Origin of the sequence: Nonomuraea turcica (assembly GCF_030718205.1) — a bacterium.
In the GTDB taxonomy this organism is placed as follows: domain Bacteria; phylum Actinomycetota; class Actinomycetes; order Streptosporangiales; family Streptosporangiaceae; genus Nonomuraea.
The window spans coordinates 132953-149230 of record NZ_JAUZQF010000011.1 but is presented as its reverse complement, the minus strand read 5'-3'; the positions used below and the strand labels follow the sequence as shown (position 1 = coordinate 149230).

Annotated in this window: 20 protein-coding genes; 12 read left to right on the top strand and 8 right to left on the bottom strand. The window is 66.0% G+C overall.

What is annotated here, in order from left to right:
• The first annotated feature begins 221 nt into the window (after positions 1 to 221).
• On the top strand, positions 222 to 635 hold the full coding sequence (locus Q9G87_RS28025; RefSeq protein ID WP_305919471.1) for a hypothetical protein: 414 nt from the start codon (positions 222 to 224) through the stop codon (positions 633 to 635).
• Here Q9G87_RS28025 and Q9G87_RS28020 read toward each other — a convergent pair.
• Complete coding sequence (locus Q9G87_RS28020) at positions 622 to 999, bottom strand: cytochrome P450 (protein WP_305919470.1); 378 nt, start codon at positions 997 to 999, stop codon at positions 622 to 624. The two genes, Q9G87_RS28025 and Q9G87_RS28020, sit on opposite strands and share 14 nt — an antisense overlap.
• A 467-nt stretch (positions 1000 to 1466) precedes the next feature.
• On the opposite strand from Q9G87_RS28020, the gene Q9G87_RS28015 reads away from it, so the two are divergent.
• Complete coding sequence (locus Q9G87_RS28015) at positions 1467 to 2054, top strand: TetR/AcrR family transcriptional regulator (protein WP_305919469.1); 588 nt, start codon at positions 1467 to 1469, stop codon at positions 2052 to 2054.
• A 691-nt stretch (positions 2055 to 2745) separates the two neighbouring features.
• Here Q9G87_RS28015 and Q9G87_RS28010 read toward each other — a convergent pair.
• Positions 2746 to 3450, bottom strand: coding sequence for a DUF4386 domain-containing protein (locus Q9G87_RS28010; protein ID WP_305919468.1), 705 nt, complete (start codon positions 3448 to 3450; stop codon positions 2746 to 2748).
• A 132-nt stretch (positions 3451 to 3582) separates the two neighbouring features.
• Here Q9G87_RS28010 and Q9G87_RS28005 point away from each other — a divergent pair, with 132 nt between their 5' ends.
• Together Q9G87_RS28005 and Q9G87_RS28000 are read left to right on the top strand one after the other, a co-directional pair.
• Positions 3583 to 4248 carry a TetR/AcrR family transcriptional regulator gene (locus tag Q9G87_RS28005; protein WP_305919467.1) on the top strand — a complete coding sequence of 222 codons (666 nt, stop codon included), beginning with the start codon at positions 3583 to 3585 and terminating at the stop codon, positions 4246 to 4248.
• 1271 nt (positions 4249 to 5519) lie between these two features.
• Complete coding sequence (locus Q9G87_RS28000) at positions 5520 to 6017, top strand: NUDIX hydrolase (protein ID WP_305919466.1); 498 nt, start codon at positions 5520 to 5522, stop codon at positions 6015 to 6017.
• Positions 6018 to 6363: 346 nt separating this feature from the next.
• Here Q9G87_RS28000 and Q9G87_RS27995 read toward each other — a convergent pair whose 3' ends face one another.
• Positions 6364 to 7002 (bottom strand): TetR/AcrR family transcriptional regulator, encoded by a 639-nt coding sequence (locus Q9G87_RS27995; RefSeq protein WP_305919465.1) that lies wholly within the window; start codon positions 7000 to 7002, stop codon positions 6364 to 6366.
• 22 nt (positions 7003 to 7024) lie between these two features.
• On the opposite strand from Q9G87_RS27995, the gene Q9G87_RS27990 reads away from it, so the two are divergent.
• The 3 genes from Q9G87_RS27990 to Q9G87_RS27980 all read left to right on the top strand — a co-directional run bounded on the left by Q9G87_RS27990 (position 7025) and on the right by Q9G87_RS27980 (position 9578).
• Positions 7025 to 8347 carry an MFS transporter gene (locus Q9G87_RS27990; protein WP_305919464.1) on the top strand — a complete coding sequence of 441 codons (1323 nt, stop codon included), beginning with the start codon at positions 7025 to 7027 and terminating at the stop codon, positions 8345 to 8347.
• A complete protein-coding gene (locus Q9G87_RS27985; RefSeq protein ID WP_305919463.1) occupies positions 8344 to 8763 on the top strand; it encodes a hemerythrin domain-containing protein in 420 nt (139 codons plus the stop codon). Before Q9G87_RS27990 ends, Q9G87_RS27985 begins: the two co-directional genes overlap by 4 nt.
• 368 nt (positions 8764 to 9131) lie before the next feature.
• A complete protein-coding gene (locus tag Q9G87_RS27980; RefSeq protein ID WP_305919462.1) occupies positions 9132 to 9578 on the top strand; it encodes a hypothetical protein in 447 nt (148 codons plus the stop codon).
• A gap of 21 nt (positions 9579 to 9599) precedes the next feature.
• Here the strand turns inward: Q9G87_RS27980 and Q9G87_RS27975 are convergent, their stop codons facing one another.
• A complete protein-coding gene (locus Q9G87_RS27975) occupies positions 9600 to 11210 on the bottom strand; it encodes a hypothetical protein (protein ID WP_305919461.1) in 1611 nt (536 codons plus the stop codon).
• Between the two features lie 152 nt (positions 11211 to 11362).
• Here Q9G87_RS27975 and Q9G87_RS27970 point away from each other — a divergent pair, with 152 nt between their 5' ends.
• Complete coding sequence (locus Q9G87_RS27970; protein ID WP_305919460.1) at positions 11363 to 11488, top strand: hypothetical protein; 126 nt, start codon at positions 11363 to 11365, stop codon at positions 11486 to 11488.
• Positions 11489 to 11785: 297 nt separating this feature from the next.
• Here the strand turns inward: Q9G87_RS27970 and Q9G87_RS27965 are convergent, their stop codons facing one another.
• Positions 11786 to 12043, bottom strand: a complete 258-nt coding sequence (locus tag Q9G87_RS27965; RefSeq protein ID WP_305919714.1) for a GNAT family N-acetyltransferase — start codon at positions 12041 to 12043, stop codon at positions 11786 to 11788.
• A gap of 38 nt (positions 12044 to 12081) precedes the next feature.
• Here Q9G87_RS27965 and Q9G87_RS27960 point away from each other — a divergent pair, with 38 nt between their 5' ends.
• On the top strand, positions 12082 to 12255 hold the full coding sequence (locus Q9G87_RS27960; RefSeq protein ID WP_305919728.1) for a hypothetical protein: 174 nt from the start codon (positions 12082 to 12084) through the stop codon (positions 12253 to 12255).
• A 689-nt stretch (positions 12256 to 12944) separates the two neighbouring features.
• Here the strand turns inward: Q9G87_RS27960 and Q9G87_RS27955 are convergent.
• The 3 genes from Q9G87_RS27955 to Q9G87_RS27945 all read right to left on the bottom strand — a co-directional run bounded on the left by Q9G87_RS27955 (position 12945) and on the right by Q9G87_RS27945 (position 14139).
• On the bottom strand, positions 12945 to 13229 hold the full coding sequence (locus Q9G87_RS27955; protein WP_305919459.1) for a hypothetical protein: 285 nt from the start codon (positions 13227 to 13229) through the stop codon (positions 12945 to 12947).
• A gap of 182 nt (positions 13230 to 13411) precedes the next feature.
• On the bottom strand, positions 13412 to 13717 hold the full coding sequence (locus Q9G87_RS27950) for a winged helix-turn-helix domain-containing protein (RefSeq protein WP_305919458.1): 306 nt from the start codon (positions 13715 to 13717) through the stop codon (positions 13412 to 13414).
• Complete coding sequence (locus tag Q9G87_RS27945; RefSeq protein WP_305919457.1) at positions 13714 to 14139, bottom strand: hypothetical protein; 426 nt, start codon at positions 14137 to 14139, stop codon at positions 13714 to 13716. Before Q9G87_RS27945 ends, Q9G87_RS27950 begins: the two co-directional genes overlap by 4 nt.
• A gap of 141 nt (positions 14140 to 14280) precedes the next feature.
• Here Q9G87_RS27945 and Q9G87_RS27940 point away from each other — a divergent pair, with 141 nt between their 5' ends.
• From Q9G87_RS27940 to Q9G87_RS27930, 3 genes are all read left to right on the top strand, one after another.
• Positions 14281 to 14466, top strand: a complete 186-nt coding sequence (locus Q9G87_RS27940; RefSeq protein ID WP_371825834.1) for a transposase — start codon at positions 14281 to 14283, stop codon at positions 14464 to 14466.
• Between the two features lie 99 nt (positions 14467 to 14565).
• Positions 14566 to 14712 carry a hypothetical protein gene (locus Q9G87_RS27935; protein ID WP_305919456.1) on the top strand — a complete coding sequence of 49 codons (147 nt, stop codon included), beginning with the start codon at positions 14566 to 14568 and terminating at the stop codon, positions 14710 to 14712.
• Between the two features lie 272 nt (positions 14713 to 14984).
• On the top strand, positions 14985 to 16250 hold the full coding sequence (locus Q9G87_RS27930; protein ID WP_305919455.1) for a S1 family peptidase: 1266 nt from the start codon (positions 14985 to 14987) through the stop codon (positions 16248 to 16250).
• The last annotated feature ends 28 nt before the right edge of the window (positions 16251 to 16278 follow it).

The following is a 16278-nucleotide window of genomic DNA, read 5'->3' as shown; positions in this document are numbered from 1 at the left end:
CATGCTAACTGTCATGCTAGCTGGCATGACAGTTAGCATGTAGCCCAAAGTGGCGATCTCATCGCTGTAGGTTGCATGATCCGAGCGCGGCGTCGACGATTTCCATCGCCATGCCGACTCGCCGGGGGAACAGCGCGGGCACCTGATGGGCGATGTCGAGGCCCAGCTTGCCGCCTAATGGAGGGGATGGGTTTGATGCATTGAGGTGGATTCCCCGCGCAGTGCTGTCCGCCGACGACCTCGACCGGCTGGAAGCAGCCGTCCCCCGGGCGGCCTGGTCGGGTGACTGGCAGTCGTTCGCGGCGCACCACCCGAGCAAGCATCCAGTCGCCGATCTGACCCGTGACCACTACGCCGCCACCATGGCGAGCCGGGACAGCGCGCCCCGGCCACCTGGAACCGGCACCTGTCCGCCCTGGTCTCCTTCACCCACCTGGGCCCAGCGCCAGGACCTCCTCGAAGCCAATCCGGCACGACGGCTGCAGTTCCGCCCCCCGGTCCCCCGCCGTTGCTGGCCGGGTTCGAACTGGGGCGAGCTCGGCCAGTTACCGATCAACGAGTGGCTCCCGGACGGTATCTCCGAAGGGCTGGCCGGCCATGAGGTCGGCATCGGCGGCGTCCCTAACGGGGCTTGATGGTGGTCGGCAGCGACCGGAAACCGCGGATGTTGGGATGGTGCACGCGGGTCGGCGTGCCAACGTCGTAGTCCTCTCGCACGGCGGCGACCAACTCCTCGAGGACGATCCGGGTCTCCAGCCTGGCCAAGGCTGCGCCCAGGCAGAAGTGCGCGCCTGTCCCGAACGCGATCGCCTTAGAGGTGTCGCGGTTGAGATCGAACGTGTCGGGCACGGGGAAGACACGCGGGTCATGGTTGGCTGCGGCGAAGATCAGCAGCAGCCGTGAGCCGGCCGGGACCACAGTGCCATGCCATTCGACGTCGCGGGTGACGAGCCTTGGGGTCATCTGGCCGGAGGAGTCATAGCGGAGCGTCTCCTCCACCCAGTCGCCGATCCGGCCGGGCTGGAAGGCGATGTTGCGCTGGTCGGGATGGCGGGCGGCTTGGTACCAGGCGTTTCCGAGGATTTTGGTCGTGGACTCGTTGCCGGCGACGCCAGCAGGAGCAGCACGGCGCGGATGTCGGTGTCCGACAGCCGCTCGCCGTCGATCTCTGCGGCGATGAGCGCGGACACCATGTCGTCGGCGGGGTGGGTGCGCCGGTGAGCAGGTAGGCGGTCGTCACCCATTGGATCGTCTCAGTGCCGACGTGCAGATCGGCGCTCATCGTATGGAGCGCGACGTTCACGACGGTGGTGTCCACCAACGGGGCGACCCCACCGACGACCACGACCAGCGCCAACCGGATCAGCGGCCACCCCAACGGCTCCAGCTTCGTCTTCTCCGCCATCATCCCCCCAAGAGACACGTGTATCTTATGGCAAATAAGATACACGTGTATCCTCACGTGTGTGGAGACGCAGCACGATGCCCGTCCGGTCCGCCGCCGTCGCGGGCCCGAGTTGGATGACACTCTGCTCGAGGCCGCATGGGAGCAGCTACAGCGGGACGGCTACGCGGCGTTCACCATCGATGCCGTGGCCCGAGCTGTGGGCACGAGCCGCGCGGTGATCTACCGCCGCTGGCCCAATCGTGCCGCGCTCGTGCTCGCGACCGTGCGTGCCCACACTGGCACGGTCATCGGGCACGTCCCCGATACGGGAAGGCTCGAAGGCGACGTCCGTGCCCTCCTGCAAGGATTCGCGGAGCGTATTCAGCAGATCGGCATCGACGTCGCGATCGGCCTATTCAGCGAGCTGGAAGAGATCCCCGAAGAGGCCACGGACGTCGTCCCCGCCGCTTTCCAGCAGGTGATCGACCAGGCCCGCAGCCGGGGGGAAGTCGGCGATGCGCCCATTCCCGACGCGGTGCTCGCCATGCCGGGCATGCTCATCCGGTACTCCATGATCGCCGAACGCTCCGCCCCATCCGACCAAGCACTCGACCACATCGCGCACCAACTCTTCCTGCCCCTGGTGCACTACCACGCCTCGCTCTGACGCCAACCCGGCCCAATCCGGCAGCGTCAACAACCTTCTGGCCAGCAACAGCTAAGCGTCGCCCGCCGAGATGGCGGGCGCGCGGTGGCCTCGCCAGACCGTGATCGCCCATCCGTGTCGCGTCGCGATGGTTCGTGTGGCCACGTGCGGGAGATCACTCAGCGTGAACGATCACGAACTACTGCAGTCGTACTATGACGGCGGCTGGCGGCCGCGTCGAAAGGACTAGCGCGTGAGCGATCGTGTCCGAGCCGTCCTGATCACGCCGGACGACAAAATGCTCACCATCGGGCGGTCGGCGGCAACCCAGGGCGTCCCCGACTGCCATACGCGGCAGCGAACTCGGCATCGGCGAACAACTCGCCCAACTCGCCCAACTCATCACGCACCCGCATCGCCAGCGGATACTGCCCCTTCGCCAGGCAACCCGCGCCACCCGCGCGGTCATCTCCGGGATCTTGGGCCACGGCTGCGGCTGCATCGACACCTGCTGCTCCATCCACGGCCGAGCGAGGGAAGACGACCGCACAGAGCATCTTTCAGTCAGACCAAGAAGAGATCACGGACCACCACCGCGCGTGTCTCCCAATTGGCCACCAAGGTCTTTGGGGTTCTTCTGCACGACCTCATCACCATGGTCGGCGGCCTGCGATCCACCAGCTTCCTCGACGCCATGGGGGCGACGTGCATGTCAGCCGCGCGGGCCGTCGTGCTGGTGGTGCGTGGTCAATGTCGGCGTATCGAAGCCTTTTGCGATCAACCGTATGGCCAAGACCAGGCTTTGCAAAGCCAGTGGCGCGTTTATGGCCAGGTAGAGCGGCGTGACGACACTAGTCACCCGAAACAGCACCAAGAAGCTCGCTGACACAGCCAGGGCAGCCGCGATCAGTCCCCACACGGACAGCCAGCGCGGGACCATTCTCGACCGATACAGAATGCAGAACAGCAGGAGATCTCCGAGGCTCAGCGAAATGATTAGTGCGACATGATTGACCATGTCACGCCCCGTTCGCAGCACCTCACCCAGGGCCTCAATATGAAGTGCGCCGGAAGCGCCGGCCTGGGTGAATTCCTGACCCAGCACCAGAAACAGCGGCAAGAGAATCACGCCTATGAAGTGGAACATCGCTGCGATCAGTCTGAATCCAAGGAAGCCCAGACTTAGCGTCTCGTTCACGGCCCTCAAGGCCGGATAGAGACACAGGGCGAACCCCACATAGGCGGGGATCATGATGAACTGCGAAAATGCGCCGACGAAGACCTGACTCTCCTGCGAAACAACGAGGCCCAGATAGTTCGGATCTTCGAGAACGGGAACGACGCTTAGGCCACCCGCGATCATGCCCGCGATGACCAGTGCGCCGGCAATTGTGGTTGCTTGCCTATTTGTATTCATGACATCCCTGATGCTCCATGGGGCGGACCCGACAGATACCCGAGGTCGATATCCTTACAGGTGTAAGGACGCTTTGGACGTTACACTTACGGGCGTAAGGTCGTCAAGAGTTCTGTGCAGCAGGAGGTCCGGGTGCCCGGAACGTCGACATCTCGCCCATCGCTCAGCCGGCAGCGCGTGATCGAGGCGGCCGTGGCAGTCGCCGACGAGCGCGGCGTCGCGGCGGTCAGCATGCGCAATGTCGCGGAGCGGCTCGGCGTCGAGGCCATGTCGCTGTATCACCACGTCGCGAACAAGGACGCCATCCTCGACGGGATCGTCGACGCCGTCTTCGGCGAGATCGAACTCCCGGAGCCAGACCTCGACTGGCGGACGGCGATGCGGCGTCGGGCCACCTCGGCGCGCGACACGCTCTCGCGCCACAGCTGGGCGCTCGGGTTGATGGAGTCACGGCGCAACACGGGCCCTGCCACACTCCGACACCATGACGCGGTGATCGGCAACCTGCGGGCGGCAGGTTTCTCGATCATCGATGCCGTGCACGCGGTTTCGGTCATCGACAGCTACGTGTACGGATTCACGCTCCAGGAGCAGCAGCTACCCTTCGCAGCCTCCGAGGAGCTCAAAGACGCCGCGAGCGAGCTGGTCCGTCGCATGCCCGCCGACCAGTACCCCCACCTCCGGGAGACGGCCGTCGAACAGGCATCGCGGCCTGACGACACCTACGCCGACGAGTTCGCCTTCGGATTCGAGCTCATCCTCCACGGCCTCGAGCGGCTGCTCGCCGGGGAAGGGTGAGGCTCGCCGTTCCTTCCCGGGACGGTGAGGGCGAGGCCGTACCCGACTCCCAGGACGCCTTCGGGCTTCAATCACTGACCAGCCCGAACCTCTACCACGCCGCCGCCCGAGTTACCCTTCGGCCCGGTGCTTATGGCCGCGTCCTGACGCCGCCCGGCTGGGCCTGGCAGTGAGAGCGCCGTCCTGGAACCGAGGAAAGCCGTTAGATGCCCCGCCACCAGCGGTGAATGGTCTGATTTGCGGCCGCCCAGTACCAGCCGCGCAGGCGGCTTGTCGGACAGCCGGACATAGGCGATCCCCGGCACCGGCGCCCCGCGCACCGCCAGTTCCGGCACGTACGCGACCGCCCGCTGCACGATGACTGTCCTCGGCACCGGCAGATCCGGACACCTCGGAGCGCGATCCGAGCGCTGCAAGGCAGGGCGTAGGCGAGAGGCGCCGGCGGCAGATGTCGGCCGAGGGCCCGGGCAGCAGCGGGCACCGCCTGATGCCGATGGAACGCCGCTGACCGATCGGCCTCCTCGTCCGGGTCACCCCAGACGTCGGAGTTCGACCGGCCGGCGGGCGCTACGGGCGACTACTCGCCGCCGAAGAACTCCCAAATCTGCCCGCCGTACCAGTCGTGGGCAGGGCTGGTGAACACTCGATACGTCCAGACCTGGAAGCCGCCGAAGGTCGTGGGCGTGGGCATAGTAACGAGCCACCTACCGGTGCCCAGTTCCGCACCAGGTCGCCCCCCAAGGCGGGGATCCGCTGACCGCTTTGCGTCCTTGGCTGGCGATGCGCATCCTGGGTGTGTTGCCGCTCACCGCGATGACCACCCAAGACGCTGCCGTCTGTCTGGCTAAGCTCGCTGAGCTTGGCGCGCCTGGCACCACGTTGGCTCCTTCACGCGTATCCAGCCTCCAGGAGGATCGCCATGCTGAGCTCGCAGCCACGCCGCTTCCAGGGCAGGTCGCCGTTGTGACCGGGTCAGCCATCGGTATCGGCGCCGCGATCGTCATAAACCTGGCTGTTGCTTCGGACCGTACGGCATCTGCGTCAACATGGTTGTGCCCGGCCCGATTGAAGTGGAACGAGAACGCCGACTTGCGCCTGAGCAGCGCACCCCGTGGCTGCAAAGCTTGCCCGGCAATGCGTGCCCCGCCGAGGCTAGCCCGCTGACGTGGCCGCTGCAGTAACGTTCCTGGCAGGGCTGCGGCTGCGTTCATCGCGGGGCAGCCCCCTGCACGTCGAAGGCGGTTGGCTGCTGCATTGAAAGGACGTAGCGCGTGAGCGATCGTGTCCGGGCCGTCCTGATCACGCCGGACGACAAAATGCTCACCATCGGGCGAATCCGGCCGGGACGTGCGTTCTACTCCGTCCTGCCTGGCGGCGGTGTCGAAGATCGCGACCGCAGTCTCGAGGCGGCGCTGCTGCGCGAGATCGACGAAGAACTCGGCGGCCAGGCCGTCATTCACTCCCTTATTCACATCGACGACAGTGTGCCTGGGCAGCGGCAGTACATTTTCCTGGCGCGCATCGACGCCTGGGATATCAGGGCGCGCTCCGGTCCGGAGTTCAACGATCCCGCCCGGGGCCAATACCTGCTGCAGACCACACCGCTGACGCGGGACGCCGTCGCCGGCCTGAATCTGCTACCTGATGCGGTGGCGGTCCTTCTAGCCGATCATGTCCGCGTGCTGTTTGCCATGGTCGATCTTCGCGAGATGTGTCAAAGGACAGGCAGGCCCGGTTCGGTGTGGGGACACCGAGACGTGAGCCCTTGATCATTCACCTGTACGACCAGGTCAGCGCCCAGCCACGAACTCGTGCGGCACCGGCACCACCGCTTCTGCGGCGAGGGTGTGGTCGGCGGTGGGAATCTGTCGCGTTCGCCTTTGAGTAGCACGTCGGCGACCGCGGTGGCAGGAATGGGAAGGTCTGCTCGCCGGCGTCGCGGCCGAGCCATTTCATCTCGTACACGGTGAGGATGACGCGGCAATGCGGGGCGTGGGCTTTGATCTGCCGGGCTCTCGTTCGCGAGAGCCTGGGATGTCGATCACCCTCCTCGCCTCGGCCCACCGGATCATCAGACTCGACTGCTTCACGGACCGCCCCCTCGGGGCGATGCCTTCACGAGAGGAGGCCGTTCACGAGGGCGCGCACGCCCTTGGCGTAGGTGTCGCGGGCGGTCAGGTCTTCCCATTGCCTCGCCACCGTGCTCAGCCGGGGGAACTCCTTGGCATCCAGTTCGGCGAAGACCCGCTCCCGGTAGGTGGGTCCGCCCTCGTCTCGCCGCCTGCGAGCCGCCGCCCGGCCGCTGATCTCGCCGGTGGTGTAGCGCCAGATGATCCGGTACGCGTCCACCGCCTCCTCGATCGTCAGCCCCGCGCGGACGGCGGCGTCGACGATCTGCTCTGGGTACCACAGCGCGCCCACCGACATCAGGTCGTCGGCCTTGAGGACGTCCACGGCCCACGGGCATCCGGACACGGCGTCGTGCATGGCCATGGCGGCGGCCACCATGCGCTCGTGTGGCTCGTCCGGCAGGTCGGGGCGGGGGATTCCGGCCGCGTAGTCGTCGAGGAGTAGCAGGAGGAGTTCCTCCTTGTCGCGTACGTGGTGGTAGAGCGCCATCGCCGTGCTGCCGACCTCTCTGGCCAGCCTGCGCATGGTGAGCGCGCCCGTTCCGCCTTCCTCGATCACTCGCAGCGCGGCGGCGACGATCTCCGGCCGGGAGATCTTGGGTGGTCGTCCTGTACGCGTCGGCATCCTGCCATGCTACTTTCTATACATGTATAAAAACCTATGGACCGTAGCGGTGCTCGCGTTCGCGGTAGCCGTGGGAACCCTTCAGATGACCGTTGTCGTCCCCTTGCTGCCGGGTCTCGAACAGCAGCTCCACGCCCCCTCCACCACCGTCTCGTGGATGCTCACCGCAGGGCTGTTGTCGGGGGCGGTCTCGATCCCGCTGCTGTCACGGTTCGGCGACATGTACGGCCGGTGTACGACATCGCTGGTCGCCCTCGGCCTGCTCGTCGCCGGTTCGGCACTCAGCGCCATGGCAGACACACTGCCCGTGCTCATCGTGGGCCGTGTGCTGCAGGGAACAGCCGCACCGCTGCTCCCGCTGGCCATGGGCATGGTCAGGCAGGTGGTGCCCGGCCACCGGCTGCCGAGCGCGATCGGGGTGCTCAGCGCCACCATCGGAGTGGGCAGCGGTGGCGGCATGATCCTCGCTGGGGTGCTGGACGGGGACCACCGGGCGGTGTTCTGGGCGCTGGCTGGGCTGGCTGCTCTGAGTTTCGTCCTGGTGGCGGTCGTGGTCCGGGAGGCGCCGACGCGCGGATCCGGACGGCCGGACCTGACCGGGGCGGCGCTGGTCGCGGTATGGCTCGTCTGCCTGCTGCTGGCCATCAGCAAGGGCGCGGCCTGGGGCTGGTCCTCGCCGCTGACCCTGGGCCTGTTCGCTACGGCGGTGATGGTGGCCGCGGTGTGGGTCGCAACCGCCCGCCGTACCGCGTCGCCGCTGATCGAGATCCCCATGCTGCTGCACCGGGGGACGGTGGGGGCGACGGTGGCGTCGTTCCTGCTGGGGTTCGCGCTGTTCGCCGCCATCACGACGGTGTCGGCGGTGGCCCAGGGCGCGCTAGAGGCCTCGGTCCTGCAGGTCGGGATCTATCTGCTGCCGACGACAGTGCTGATGCTCGTGGTCTCCGTGCTCGCGGGTCCCCTGATGCGCCGTTTCACGGCGTCCGCGCTCGTGGCGGGAGGCTCGGCGCTGGTGACGGCCGCCACCCTGTGGCTGGCGCTGTCCAGGTCCTCAGATGCGGACCTGTACGGAGCCGCGACGCTCTTGGGGCTGGGCATCGGCCTCGGCTACGCGGCGCTCGGGACGATGGCCGTCGAACATGTGGAGCCCACCAAGACCGCAGCGGCCGGCGGGGTGAACGCGCTGGTCAGGGTCATGGGCAGCAGCGTGGCCGGCGCGGTGGGGGCGGCGGTGCTCTCCAGCGGAGGCGCCGGATGGAGCTTCGGCATCGCAGCCGCAGCGGCTCTGCTGGCGGCCCTGTTCGCCGCCGTCCACGGAAACCTCTCACGAAAGGAACTGGCATGACAGAGGAGCAGCGCATCGTTGCATGGGGCGACGAGCTGGTCAAACTACACGACGGCTTCCGTAGGGACCTGGCGGACCTGCGGTCGTCGCGGGCAGGCGCAATGGACTTGCGTATGCACTGCCTGACGTTCTGCGACGCCCTCCACGCCCACCACGAAGGCGAGGACAACGCACTCTTCCCCCATCTTGGTACCGAGCACCCGGAACTGGCCGAGACCCTGACCCGACTCCGCTCGGAGCACCAGGTGGTGGCCCGGTTCATGGAACGGATCAGGCAGCTCCTCGACCACGAGGGCATGGAAGTCGGCGAGGAGCTCGACCGGCTCGCCACCGAGTTGGAGGCTCACCTGGACTATGAGGAGGAGCAGCTGGTCCCGATCCTCAACAGAATGCTTACTCTCCCCGAGGGGGTCTAGGCTCGGCGCAGGACGTCGTGCAAGGGGGCTGGCGACCGTCCGCGCGTTCCGAGCGCCGCACGATTGTGAACCATGACCAGCGCTGGCAACCCTCACCAGCGCTGATACCACGCGCGCACGGGCATCCACGGCCTTGCTGGCCACCCAGCTACGTCGCTGTCGGGCGTGGACGAGATGGTGATCTCACTGGCCGCCGGGAGCTTGAAGACCGCCCACTCGATGTGCCGGCCGCGCCGTCCGGCGGCGATCAGTGAGCAGGCGCGCGAGCACATCTGCTTGATCGCTCGGACGGCCCCGCCGAATGGGGCATCACCGGCCACTCCACGTGGAGACTTCGCACGTTGGTCTAGCATCTGATCGCCCGCGGCGTGCCCACCTCGACCAGCCGCAGGCACCTCTCGGGGATCCTGCGCGCGGGCAAGGACACCTGGCAGACCACGACCACCTGGAAGTCCTCCAACGCCCCGCAGTTCATCGCCAAGATGCAGCGCGTGTTGGCGTTATACGACGATTGTCCCGCCGACGGGCGGGTAATCTGCGCCGATGAGTTCGGGCCGCTGAACCTGACGCCGCGCAAGGGCAAGCGCTGGCGGCCCGCCGCAAGCCCGGCCCGGCTGCGGGCCACCTGTAACCGCTACTTCGGCGTCATGCACATGATTACTGCCCTCGACCCGGCAACCGGCCGACTCTACTACGCATCCGCAAGCGTAAGCGGTGGCGGGAATTCCTGTCCTTCCTCAAGACACTGCTGCCGAGGGCAGGGGCGGACGGCCTGGACGAACGTAGGCCGGAACGACGTTGGCCGTGCCCAGTGAGGCGCGGCCAACGCTCATCGCTTACGAGCCACGTAGCCGATCGGCGAGCTGCGCCAGGTAGAGGGAGCCAGGTGCCAGACCCGACCGGTTGGTCCCCTCCACATAGCCGGTCTGGTGGTTGGTGTACCAGTTCTGCCCGGTGACGATGCCGGTAGTGCCGATGGCGAAGTTCTGAGCGGTCGGTGGAGTCTGCACGCACAGCTCCTTGCCGTTGTCGACGGTGCAGTTCCACGCCACGCTGTTCACCGAGGACCAGCCATGCCCATTTCCCCTGTCTCCGCGATTGTGCAGGGCCAGGACCCAATCGTTCTCGCTCTGGTTGGACAGTTCCTGGATGTTGTCGTACAGGAGCCCCTGACTCCACCGGTGATGGCCGCCGGTCTCGTTGTAGCCGAACTTGCTGTACCCGTTCAGCCACACATTGCCAGAGCAGGTGCTCATCCCCGTGCCGATGAAGGCGTGCCGCGCATGGAACGCGATCAGGTCGTTGAAGAGCACCTGCTGGGCCATGCCACCGGCACAGAAGCTGTACCGCCTCCCTCCGATGATCTCGGAACGAGGCTGGACGGCCCGAACCCGCTGCACGGTAACCCGCGTGCTGCGCTGCACCCAGACGCCGGAGACCGAGAAGTGCAGGAGCGCGGCGTTCATGACCCACGCGTCCTCGACCCTGCTGACAAAGATGCAGCTCTGCGGGTGGTCCTCGCTAGTGCTCGACGGATCGTCCATGTCGATGCGGAGGTCCTCCACACCAACATTACGGACGAGCCCGACCCGGTCCCAGACGTATACATAGGACTCGGACAGGGACCGTCGCAGATCGTTGAAGACGGGTGCGCAGATGATGATGTCGTTGCCGACGATCTCCCGGATGTACCTGTTGTACATGATGGGCAGCTCGCCGGGGGCCCAGGGAGCTTCGTTCACCACGCCCCCGCCGTTGATCGCCTCGGTCCACTCCTGGGTGTGCGGGTGATAGATGATGATGTTGTCGCCGACCTTGAGGTTGGCCGTCGATGCCAGGGTGATCCGGCGCTGTCCGCTCTTGACCAGGCTGGAGGTGATGCCGGTCTGGGTGCCGGGCACCTGCGATTCCCAGCCGCCGGACGTACCACCGACGAAGAGGACCGCGCTCCTGCTCCCGTCGCCCTTACCGGTGATGACCGTGTTGACCGACGTGTCGGCTTCCTTGCCGACCCCGCGCAACACGACACCGTCGTGTTTCATCCGGAGCGTGCCTTCGACGATGTAGTGACCGGCCTTGAGGAGCAGCGCCCCTCTGAACCCGTTGGCGCCGAGCGGCATCGCGCCCACCTCGTCGAGCGCGGCCTGAATGTGCGCGGTGTTGTCACCATCGACAGGGCCGATCTCCTTGACGACTGGGACGGACGGGATCGGCGTCTGGCCATTGCGGTACCCGGCCCAGCTGAAGTCCGGGATCACCTTCTCTCGTGAATCCGGCTTGTAGACAAGCCGGCCGTCGGCGCCCGGGTAGACGAGCTGGGAATGCCATGTAGCCGCCTGCGCCGCGTCGGGGGCCAGCACGTCACGGGTCAGGGACGCGGCCGCCCCCGCGACCACGGCCCCACCACCGATCCTGAGCAGGCTGCGGCGCGATAGAGATCCGGGCATAGTGTGTTTCTCCTCCGAAGGGGCCCCGGACCCAACTCTCCGGCCACCGAGGCGGAGGCCGAGCTTGTCCGTTGAGCCGGGGAAAGACATACGGAGGGTAGAGGAGGCCGGTATGTTTTCCCTATATCGCCGGGAACGTCTACTTCCACTGCATGGTCATCAACGACTACGGCAAGATGTGGATCTACGTCCGGGTCGCAGGGACCACCAAGGAGGGTTGGGTCTCCTGGGACAACCTGGACCAATGGAGCTCAAGCACTATCAAGCACTGCAGCTGAGAGGTCCGTCCCCCTTGCCGAGAAGGACTCCGGTCATGGCCTGATCGACCTCGACGTGCTCGATCCACCGTCTAATGTCAGGCTGAGTACGTTCGATTCGGTCCTTTGCGCCTTGGAGGTTTGATGCGTGCGGGCGTCGTGGTCACCGCACACCCCGGTGTGGAGGACCCCGACCTACGGGCCTGTCGGCGACCCGGTCGACGTGAGCTACAACTCGGGCTCCTAACGCAATGAGCCGTCCTGGCCCTCGGCCGTCCATGTCGGCTCCGCGGACCCCCTTGACCGTCGGGCGGCAGCCTAGCCCTTCGAGCCCGGCTTCCAGTCCTTGACGAGCAGCCCGAGCAGCACCTCGTCCAGGAACTCGCCCATCACCCAGGCCGAGGAGCGCAGCACGCCCTCGCGGACGAAGCCGTTGCGCTCGGCGGAGCGCAGCATCGCGGCATTGTCCGACAGCGTCTCGATCTGCAGCCGCTGCAGGCCGCGCACGATGAAACCGTAGTGGCACAGCACCGCGACCACGTCGGTGCCGTAACCCTTGCCGCGGGCCGACGGCAGCAGCCCCAGCCCGATGCGCGGACCGGTTGTGGTTGTCGATGCCCCACAGCACCGCGGTGCCGACCAGCGTGCCGCCGACCAGCTCCACCACGGAGAACGGTACGTGCCCCTGCTCTTTGTCGTCCACCACGAGCGGCAAGTCCTTCGAGCCGGGCGTGATCGGCCGCCACGGCTGGCCTTGGGCCCGCGAGTGGGTGACCACGTCGTCGTAGAGCTCGGCCTGCAGGATCGGGATGTCATCCTCGTGCCGGGCCCTGAGCGCGACTTTGCTGCCCTTTAGCATGCAAGCTTCCTATCCGACCGGGCTGGCTGGCGGCAAACCAACGCTCATTGCGTTAGGACGCTCACGAACGCGTGCCCAGCTGGGCCATCGCCGCCTGCTTCGCCTATCCGGGCAGCGCCGGAGCCTTGCGCACGCCCCAGGCATGGGCCGCCTTGGAGTCTGCCTCCGACAGTACGCATCAGCAGGACAACGTGTAGAGTCCCGGGAACTTCGCTTGAGCCTCGCGCGTCTTCTTCCTGTCACCTCGCGACGCAAGGACAACCATGAACTTAGGTCTTCCGGAACTCATCCAGCTGCTTGTGATGCTGTTCATCTTCGTCGGAGTTGTCGGTGGAGTGGTCCTCCTCATCGTGCGGCTGGCAACCCGCGGCCGAAAGTAGAGGCGCTCGATCTGCACTGGCCTGCTTGGCAACGCCATCACCAGCCACGAGTGACAGCGGCCAGCTCGAATTCGCCACGTACGGCCAGTTGCAGTGTGACGTTCGGTGAGCAGTGGCTCCGAGGTCCGACCTCGATGTCCACGCCAGCGACTTCAGCCCCGCCAACCGCCAAGCGTCCGACCGACCGAGGACGACGGCGACTACAGCGCGGGAGAGTTGTGGACGGGACTGCCCGTAGTCATGCGGTCGTTTCCCAGGTCTTCCTGCGGAGACGGGACCTCCAGTACACGGTTACCTTGTCGACAGTGTCCGAGCTATCGATGTTGATCTGGACCGTCTGGTACGGCTGGACCTCGCCAATCGCTCTGAGGCTCCTGGACGGTGTGACACCCTCCCGCCACCGTCGTCCATCCACAACGCCCTGGAATTCGATGTAGACGTCCCGAGCAACCTTTCCACTGGTGTTGGTGAGCGACCAGTCGTACCCGTCATGAAGCCTGGACAGCTTCCAATCCTCCGCCACGAGGTGATCCCTCCCACGAACGAAGCGGCCAATGGCACGCTGTGTGCATTCCCCATACGGTGATCGTTGCTGGCGACGGCCGGCATAGCGAGGCGGTCATCGCTGGGCGTCCTTCCGAGGGCGGCCGATTCGTCCTGGGAAGGACGCCCAGCATTCCTGCCGCAACCAGTCGTTCCTGTGTCTCAAGCTTGATGGGTGCCCTTCGTGATCTGCTGAAGTATGGATGTGTAGTTCTGGAAGGCGTCGCGCCCTTCGTCGGTCAATGCCAGCCAGGTTCGGGGGCGTTTGCCGACGAAGCCTTTCGTCGCCTGCACGTAGCCCGCCTTCTCCAGCGTTTGGATGTGCTTGGACAGGAGCGAGTCGCTGACCTCGATCGTGTCTCTCAGGAAGCCGAACTCGACCGTTTCCGCCGCCGCGAGCATGGCCATGATGGACAGTCGGACCGGGGCGTGGATGATTTCGTCGAGCGCGTGCCGTGGATGGGTCACCGGTCCTCCGCGGAGCGGAATATGCGCACCGCGCCATACAGCAGAGGGGCGCCTGCGATCAGTGCGACCAGTACATCGGCCACCGCCCACAGCGGGCCCGGGTTCTGCGGGTGCAGGAACATGTTGTAGAGCGCCCCGATCACCGTCGTCCCCACAAAGGCATAGGTGACGGAGCGCGAGAGCCGGGACTGCAACCGACCGTAGGCCCGCTGGCGGGCCATATAGAGGGCACCGGCCACGACCAGGGCAGTAGGTACCCAGATGGCGTAGTCCTTGATCGCTTCGGGGCCGAGTAGCGTGGTCAGCCAGTAGGCGGTGTTCCCGAGCCACATCCCTAGGAAGAACCGCGCGACCCGGAGGCTGGACTTCCGTACCGCACCCTGCGCGCGGTCCACCTCACGAAGGGCGGCTTCCGCTGACAAGTCGTCATGCCATGACTCTCCGTAGAGTACTCAACTGTCGTTCAAGTGTCGAGGGATGAATGAGTAACCCCAGGCGGGACCGCGCTATCAGCTGGACCGGCCGCAGTTCCTCCCGCGCCGGATCACCACACCATCGACACGATGGCTTCGAGTGTTCGCCGGGCCCGCTACCGAGGACTGGCGAAGGTCCACCTCGAACACGTCTTCTCCGCCGTGGCGCTCAACCTCATCCGGCTGGGCGCCTGGTGGAACGGACACGTGCTCGACCGGACCCGTACCAGCCACCTCGCCCGCCTCGAACTGGCAGAACACGCTCTCGCGGCCTGACACGAGTTAACCAGCAGGGTCGTGGGAAGGTGTGGCCATGCGCCGGTTTCTATCGGCCACCCGGACCGGACAAAACCCATATTTAATGCAGAAACGCCCATGAATTGCCTGAAGGCCTGTCTGGCTAGCTCGCCCGCCACTCCGGCCGGAGCCCCGGCGGTCCAGGCGGTCATCAACGCCGACCCCGAGGCCACCACAGAGTGGGAGCGCGAGCCCATCGAGCAGTACGCCGAGCAGGCCCAGTAGCTCCGAGTACGCAGTCAGGCCCGCCGCGCGATGGTGCGCGGCGGGCCTCTCTTCATGCTCAGGCGTGGATGTGCTCGGCGACCTTCGCCTGGAACGCCTCCACATATTGCCGGCGGCGGCGTGCGCAGGCCGACATCCCAATAGCGTCCGGCGGGCCGCGTGCCGGTCGGCATCGAAGGCGGCTTATCCGGAAAGCGCAACTCTTGCCCAATGACTCTTGTCAAGTCATGATTCACAGGAAGATATGCCCCAGGGGAATAGAAAGGGCAAACATGGGGATCAGCAAGCGTATGCCGGGAGTGCTGACCGCACTCCTTTTATTACTCACGGGTGGGCTGCTGGCGCCGGTCTCGGCGCAGGCAGCGCCTACCGTCGTCGACGCCGCCGCGACCGATGACGAACCCGACGACGGCGGCCTCGAGGACGGACTCGCCCTGGATGCCGAGTCCTACGCCAAGGACTTCGGGGTCACGACCGAAGAGGCCCGTGCCAGGCTCACGGCACAGAATGACTACGGCCGCCTGGTGGAAGAGATCGAAGCCGCCTACCCCGACACCTTCGCCGGATCGACCCTCGATCACGAGGGCGACTTCGGTCTCCGCGTACGTTTCACCGGTGACAAGGTGCCCGAGAGGGCTGCGGAGATCGCCGAGGGCGCGCCAGCGGTCACCCTCGAAGCGGGGGCGCGGTACAGCATCGCCGAAGCCGAGAAGATCATCGAATCGACTGGGACCACCCTCGATACTCATGGCACGGTCGAAGGTGTCTACTACGACTCGGCCAACGAGAAATTCGTGCTGGACATGGTCGGCGCGGCAACCAGCGTTCGGTCGGAGGAGGCGGTGACGGCCGCGCTGCGTGCGACACTGCCCGCCTCTCTGCCGGAAGAGATCCGCTCCGCCGACATCCAGCTCACGCCGCAGTCCGCCGCCGACGGCCAGCGTGGCGGATTGCCGATGACCTCCTGTACCAGCGGGTTCTCTGTCAAGAACTCCGCGGGCATCAAGGGTATCCTCACCGCCGGACACTGCGGCAACACGCAGCAATACCACTACTATGGTTCCAGCACGTGGCTGTCGACCAGCTTCCGGAGCCAGGCACGCACCTCCACCACCGATGTGCAATGGCACACCCGTCCCAGCAACGTCTCCTACCCGCGGTTCCACGCCAGCAGCACCTCGTCCACGCGCACGCTCACGGGGCGCGTGGTGCGGAGCGGCCAGAATGGTGACTACGTCTGCCACCGGGGTAAGACCACCGGCTACAGTTGCGGCACGGTCAGCACCATCACCTATCGCCCGACCTGGAGCAATGCCTGCAACGGCGTCACCTGCTCGGCTACCTGGATCCGCGTGTCCGGTCCCAGTCTGAAATGCTATCCGGGTGACAGTGGAGGCCCCTGGTTCAACTCCACCAATGCCTACGGCATCTACAAGGGCCAATCATCCAGCGGAACCGGGACCGCCGGCTGCAACTGGGCCGTCTACATGGCGATCAACTACATCTCCAACATCAACGTCTCCCTGCTGTACGGTTAGCCGAGGCGATGCGTAACACCGTGGGCAT

Excerpts from the sequence above, each read along its gene's own strand:
- Q9G87_RS27935 (WP_305919456.1), top strand. The coding sequence starts at position 14,566 with ATGAATTGCCTGAAGGCCTGTCTGGCTAGCTCGCCCGCCACTCCGGCC.
- Q9G87_RS27975 (WP_305919461.1), bottom strand. The coding sequence starts at position 11,210 with ATGCCCGGATCTCTATCGCGCCGCAGCCTGCTCAGGATCGGTGGTGGG.
- Q9G87_RS27970 (WP_305919460.1), top strand. The coding sequence starts at position 11,363 with ATGGTCATCAACGACTACGGCAAGATGTGGATCTACGTCCGGGTCGCA.
- Q9G87_RS27930 (WP_305919455.1), top strand. The coding sequence starts at position 14,985 with ATGGGGATCAGCAAGCGTATGCCGGGAGTGCTGACCGCACTCCTTTTA.
- Q9G87_RS27995 (WP_305919465.1), bottom strand. The coding sequence starts at position 7,002 with ATGCCGACGCGTACAGGACGACCACCCAAGATCTCCCGGCCGGAGATC.
- Q9G87_RS27940 (WP_371825834.1), top strand. The coding sequence starts at position 14,281 with ATGGCTTCGAGTGTTCGCCGGGCCCGCTACCGAGGACTGGCGAAGGTC.
- Q9G87_RS27985 (WP_305919463.1), top strand. The coding sequence starts at position 8,344 with ATGACAGAGGAGCAGCGCATCGTTGCATGGGGCGACGAGCTGGTCAAA.
- Q9G87_RS28010 (WP_305919468.1), bottom strand. The coding sequence starts at position 3,450 with ATGAATACAAATAGGCAAGCAACCACAATTGCCGGCGCACTGGTCATC.
- Q9G87_RS27990 (WP_305919464.1), top strand. The coding sequence starts at position 7,025 with ATGTATAAAAACCTATGGACCGTAGCGGTGCTCGCGTTCGCGGTAGCC.
- Q9G87_RS27960 (WP_305919728.1), top strand. The coding sequence starts at position 12,082 with ATGCCCCACAGCACCGCGGTGCCGACCAGCGTGCCGCCGACCAGCTCC.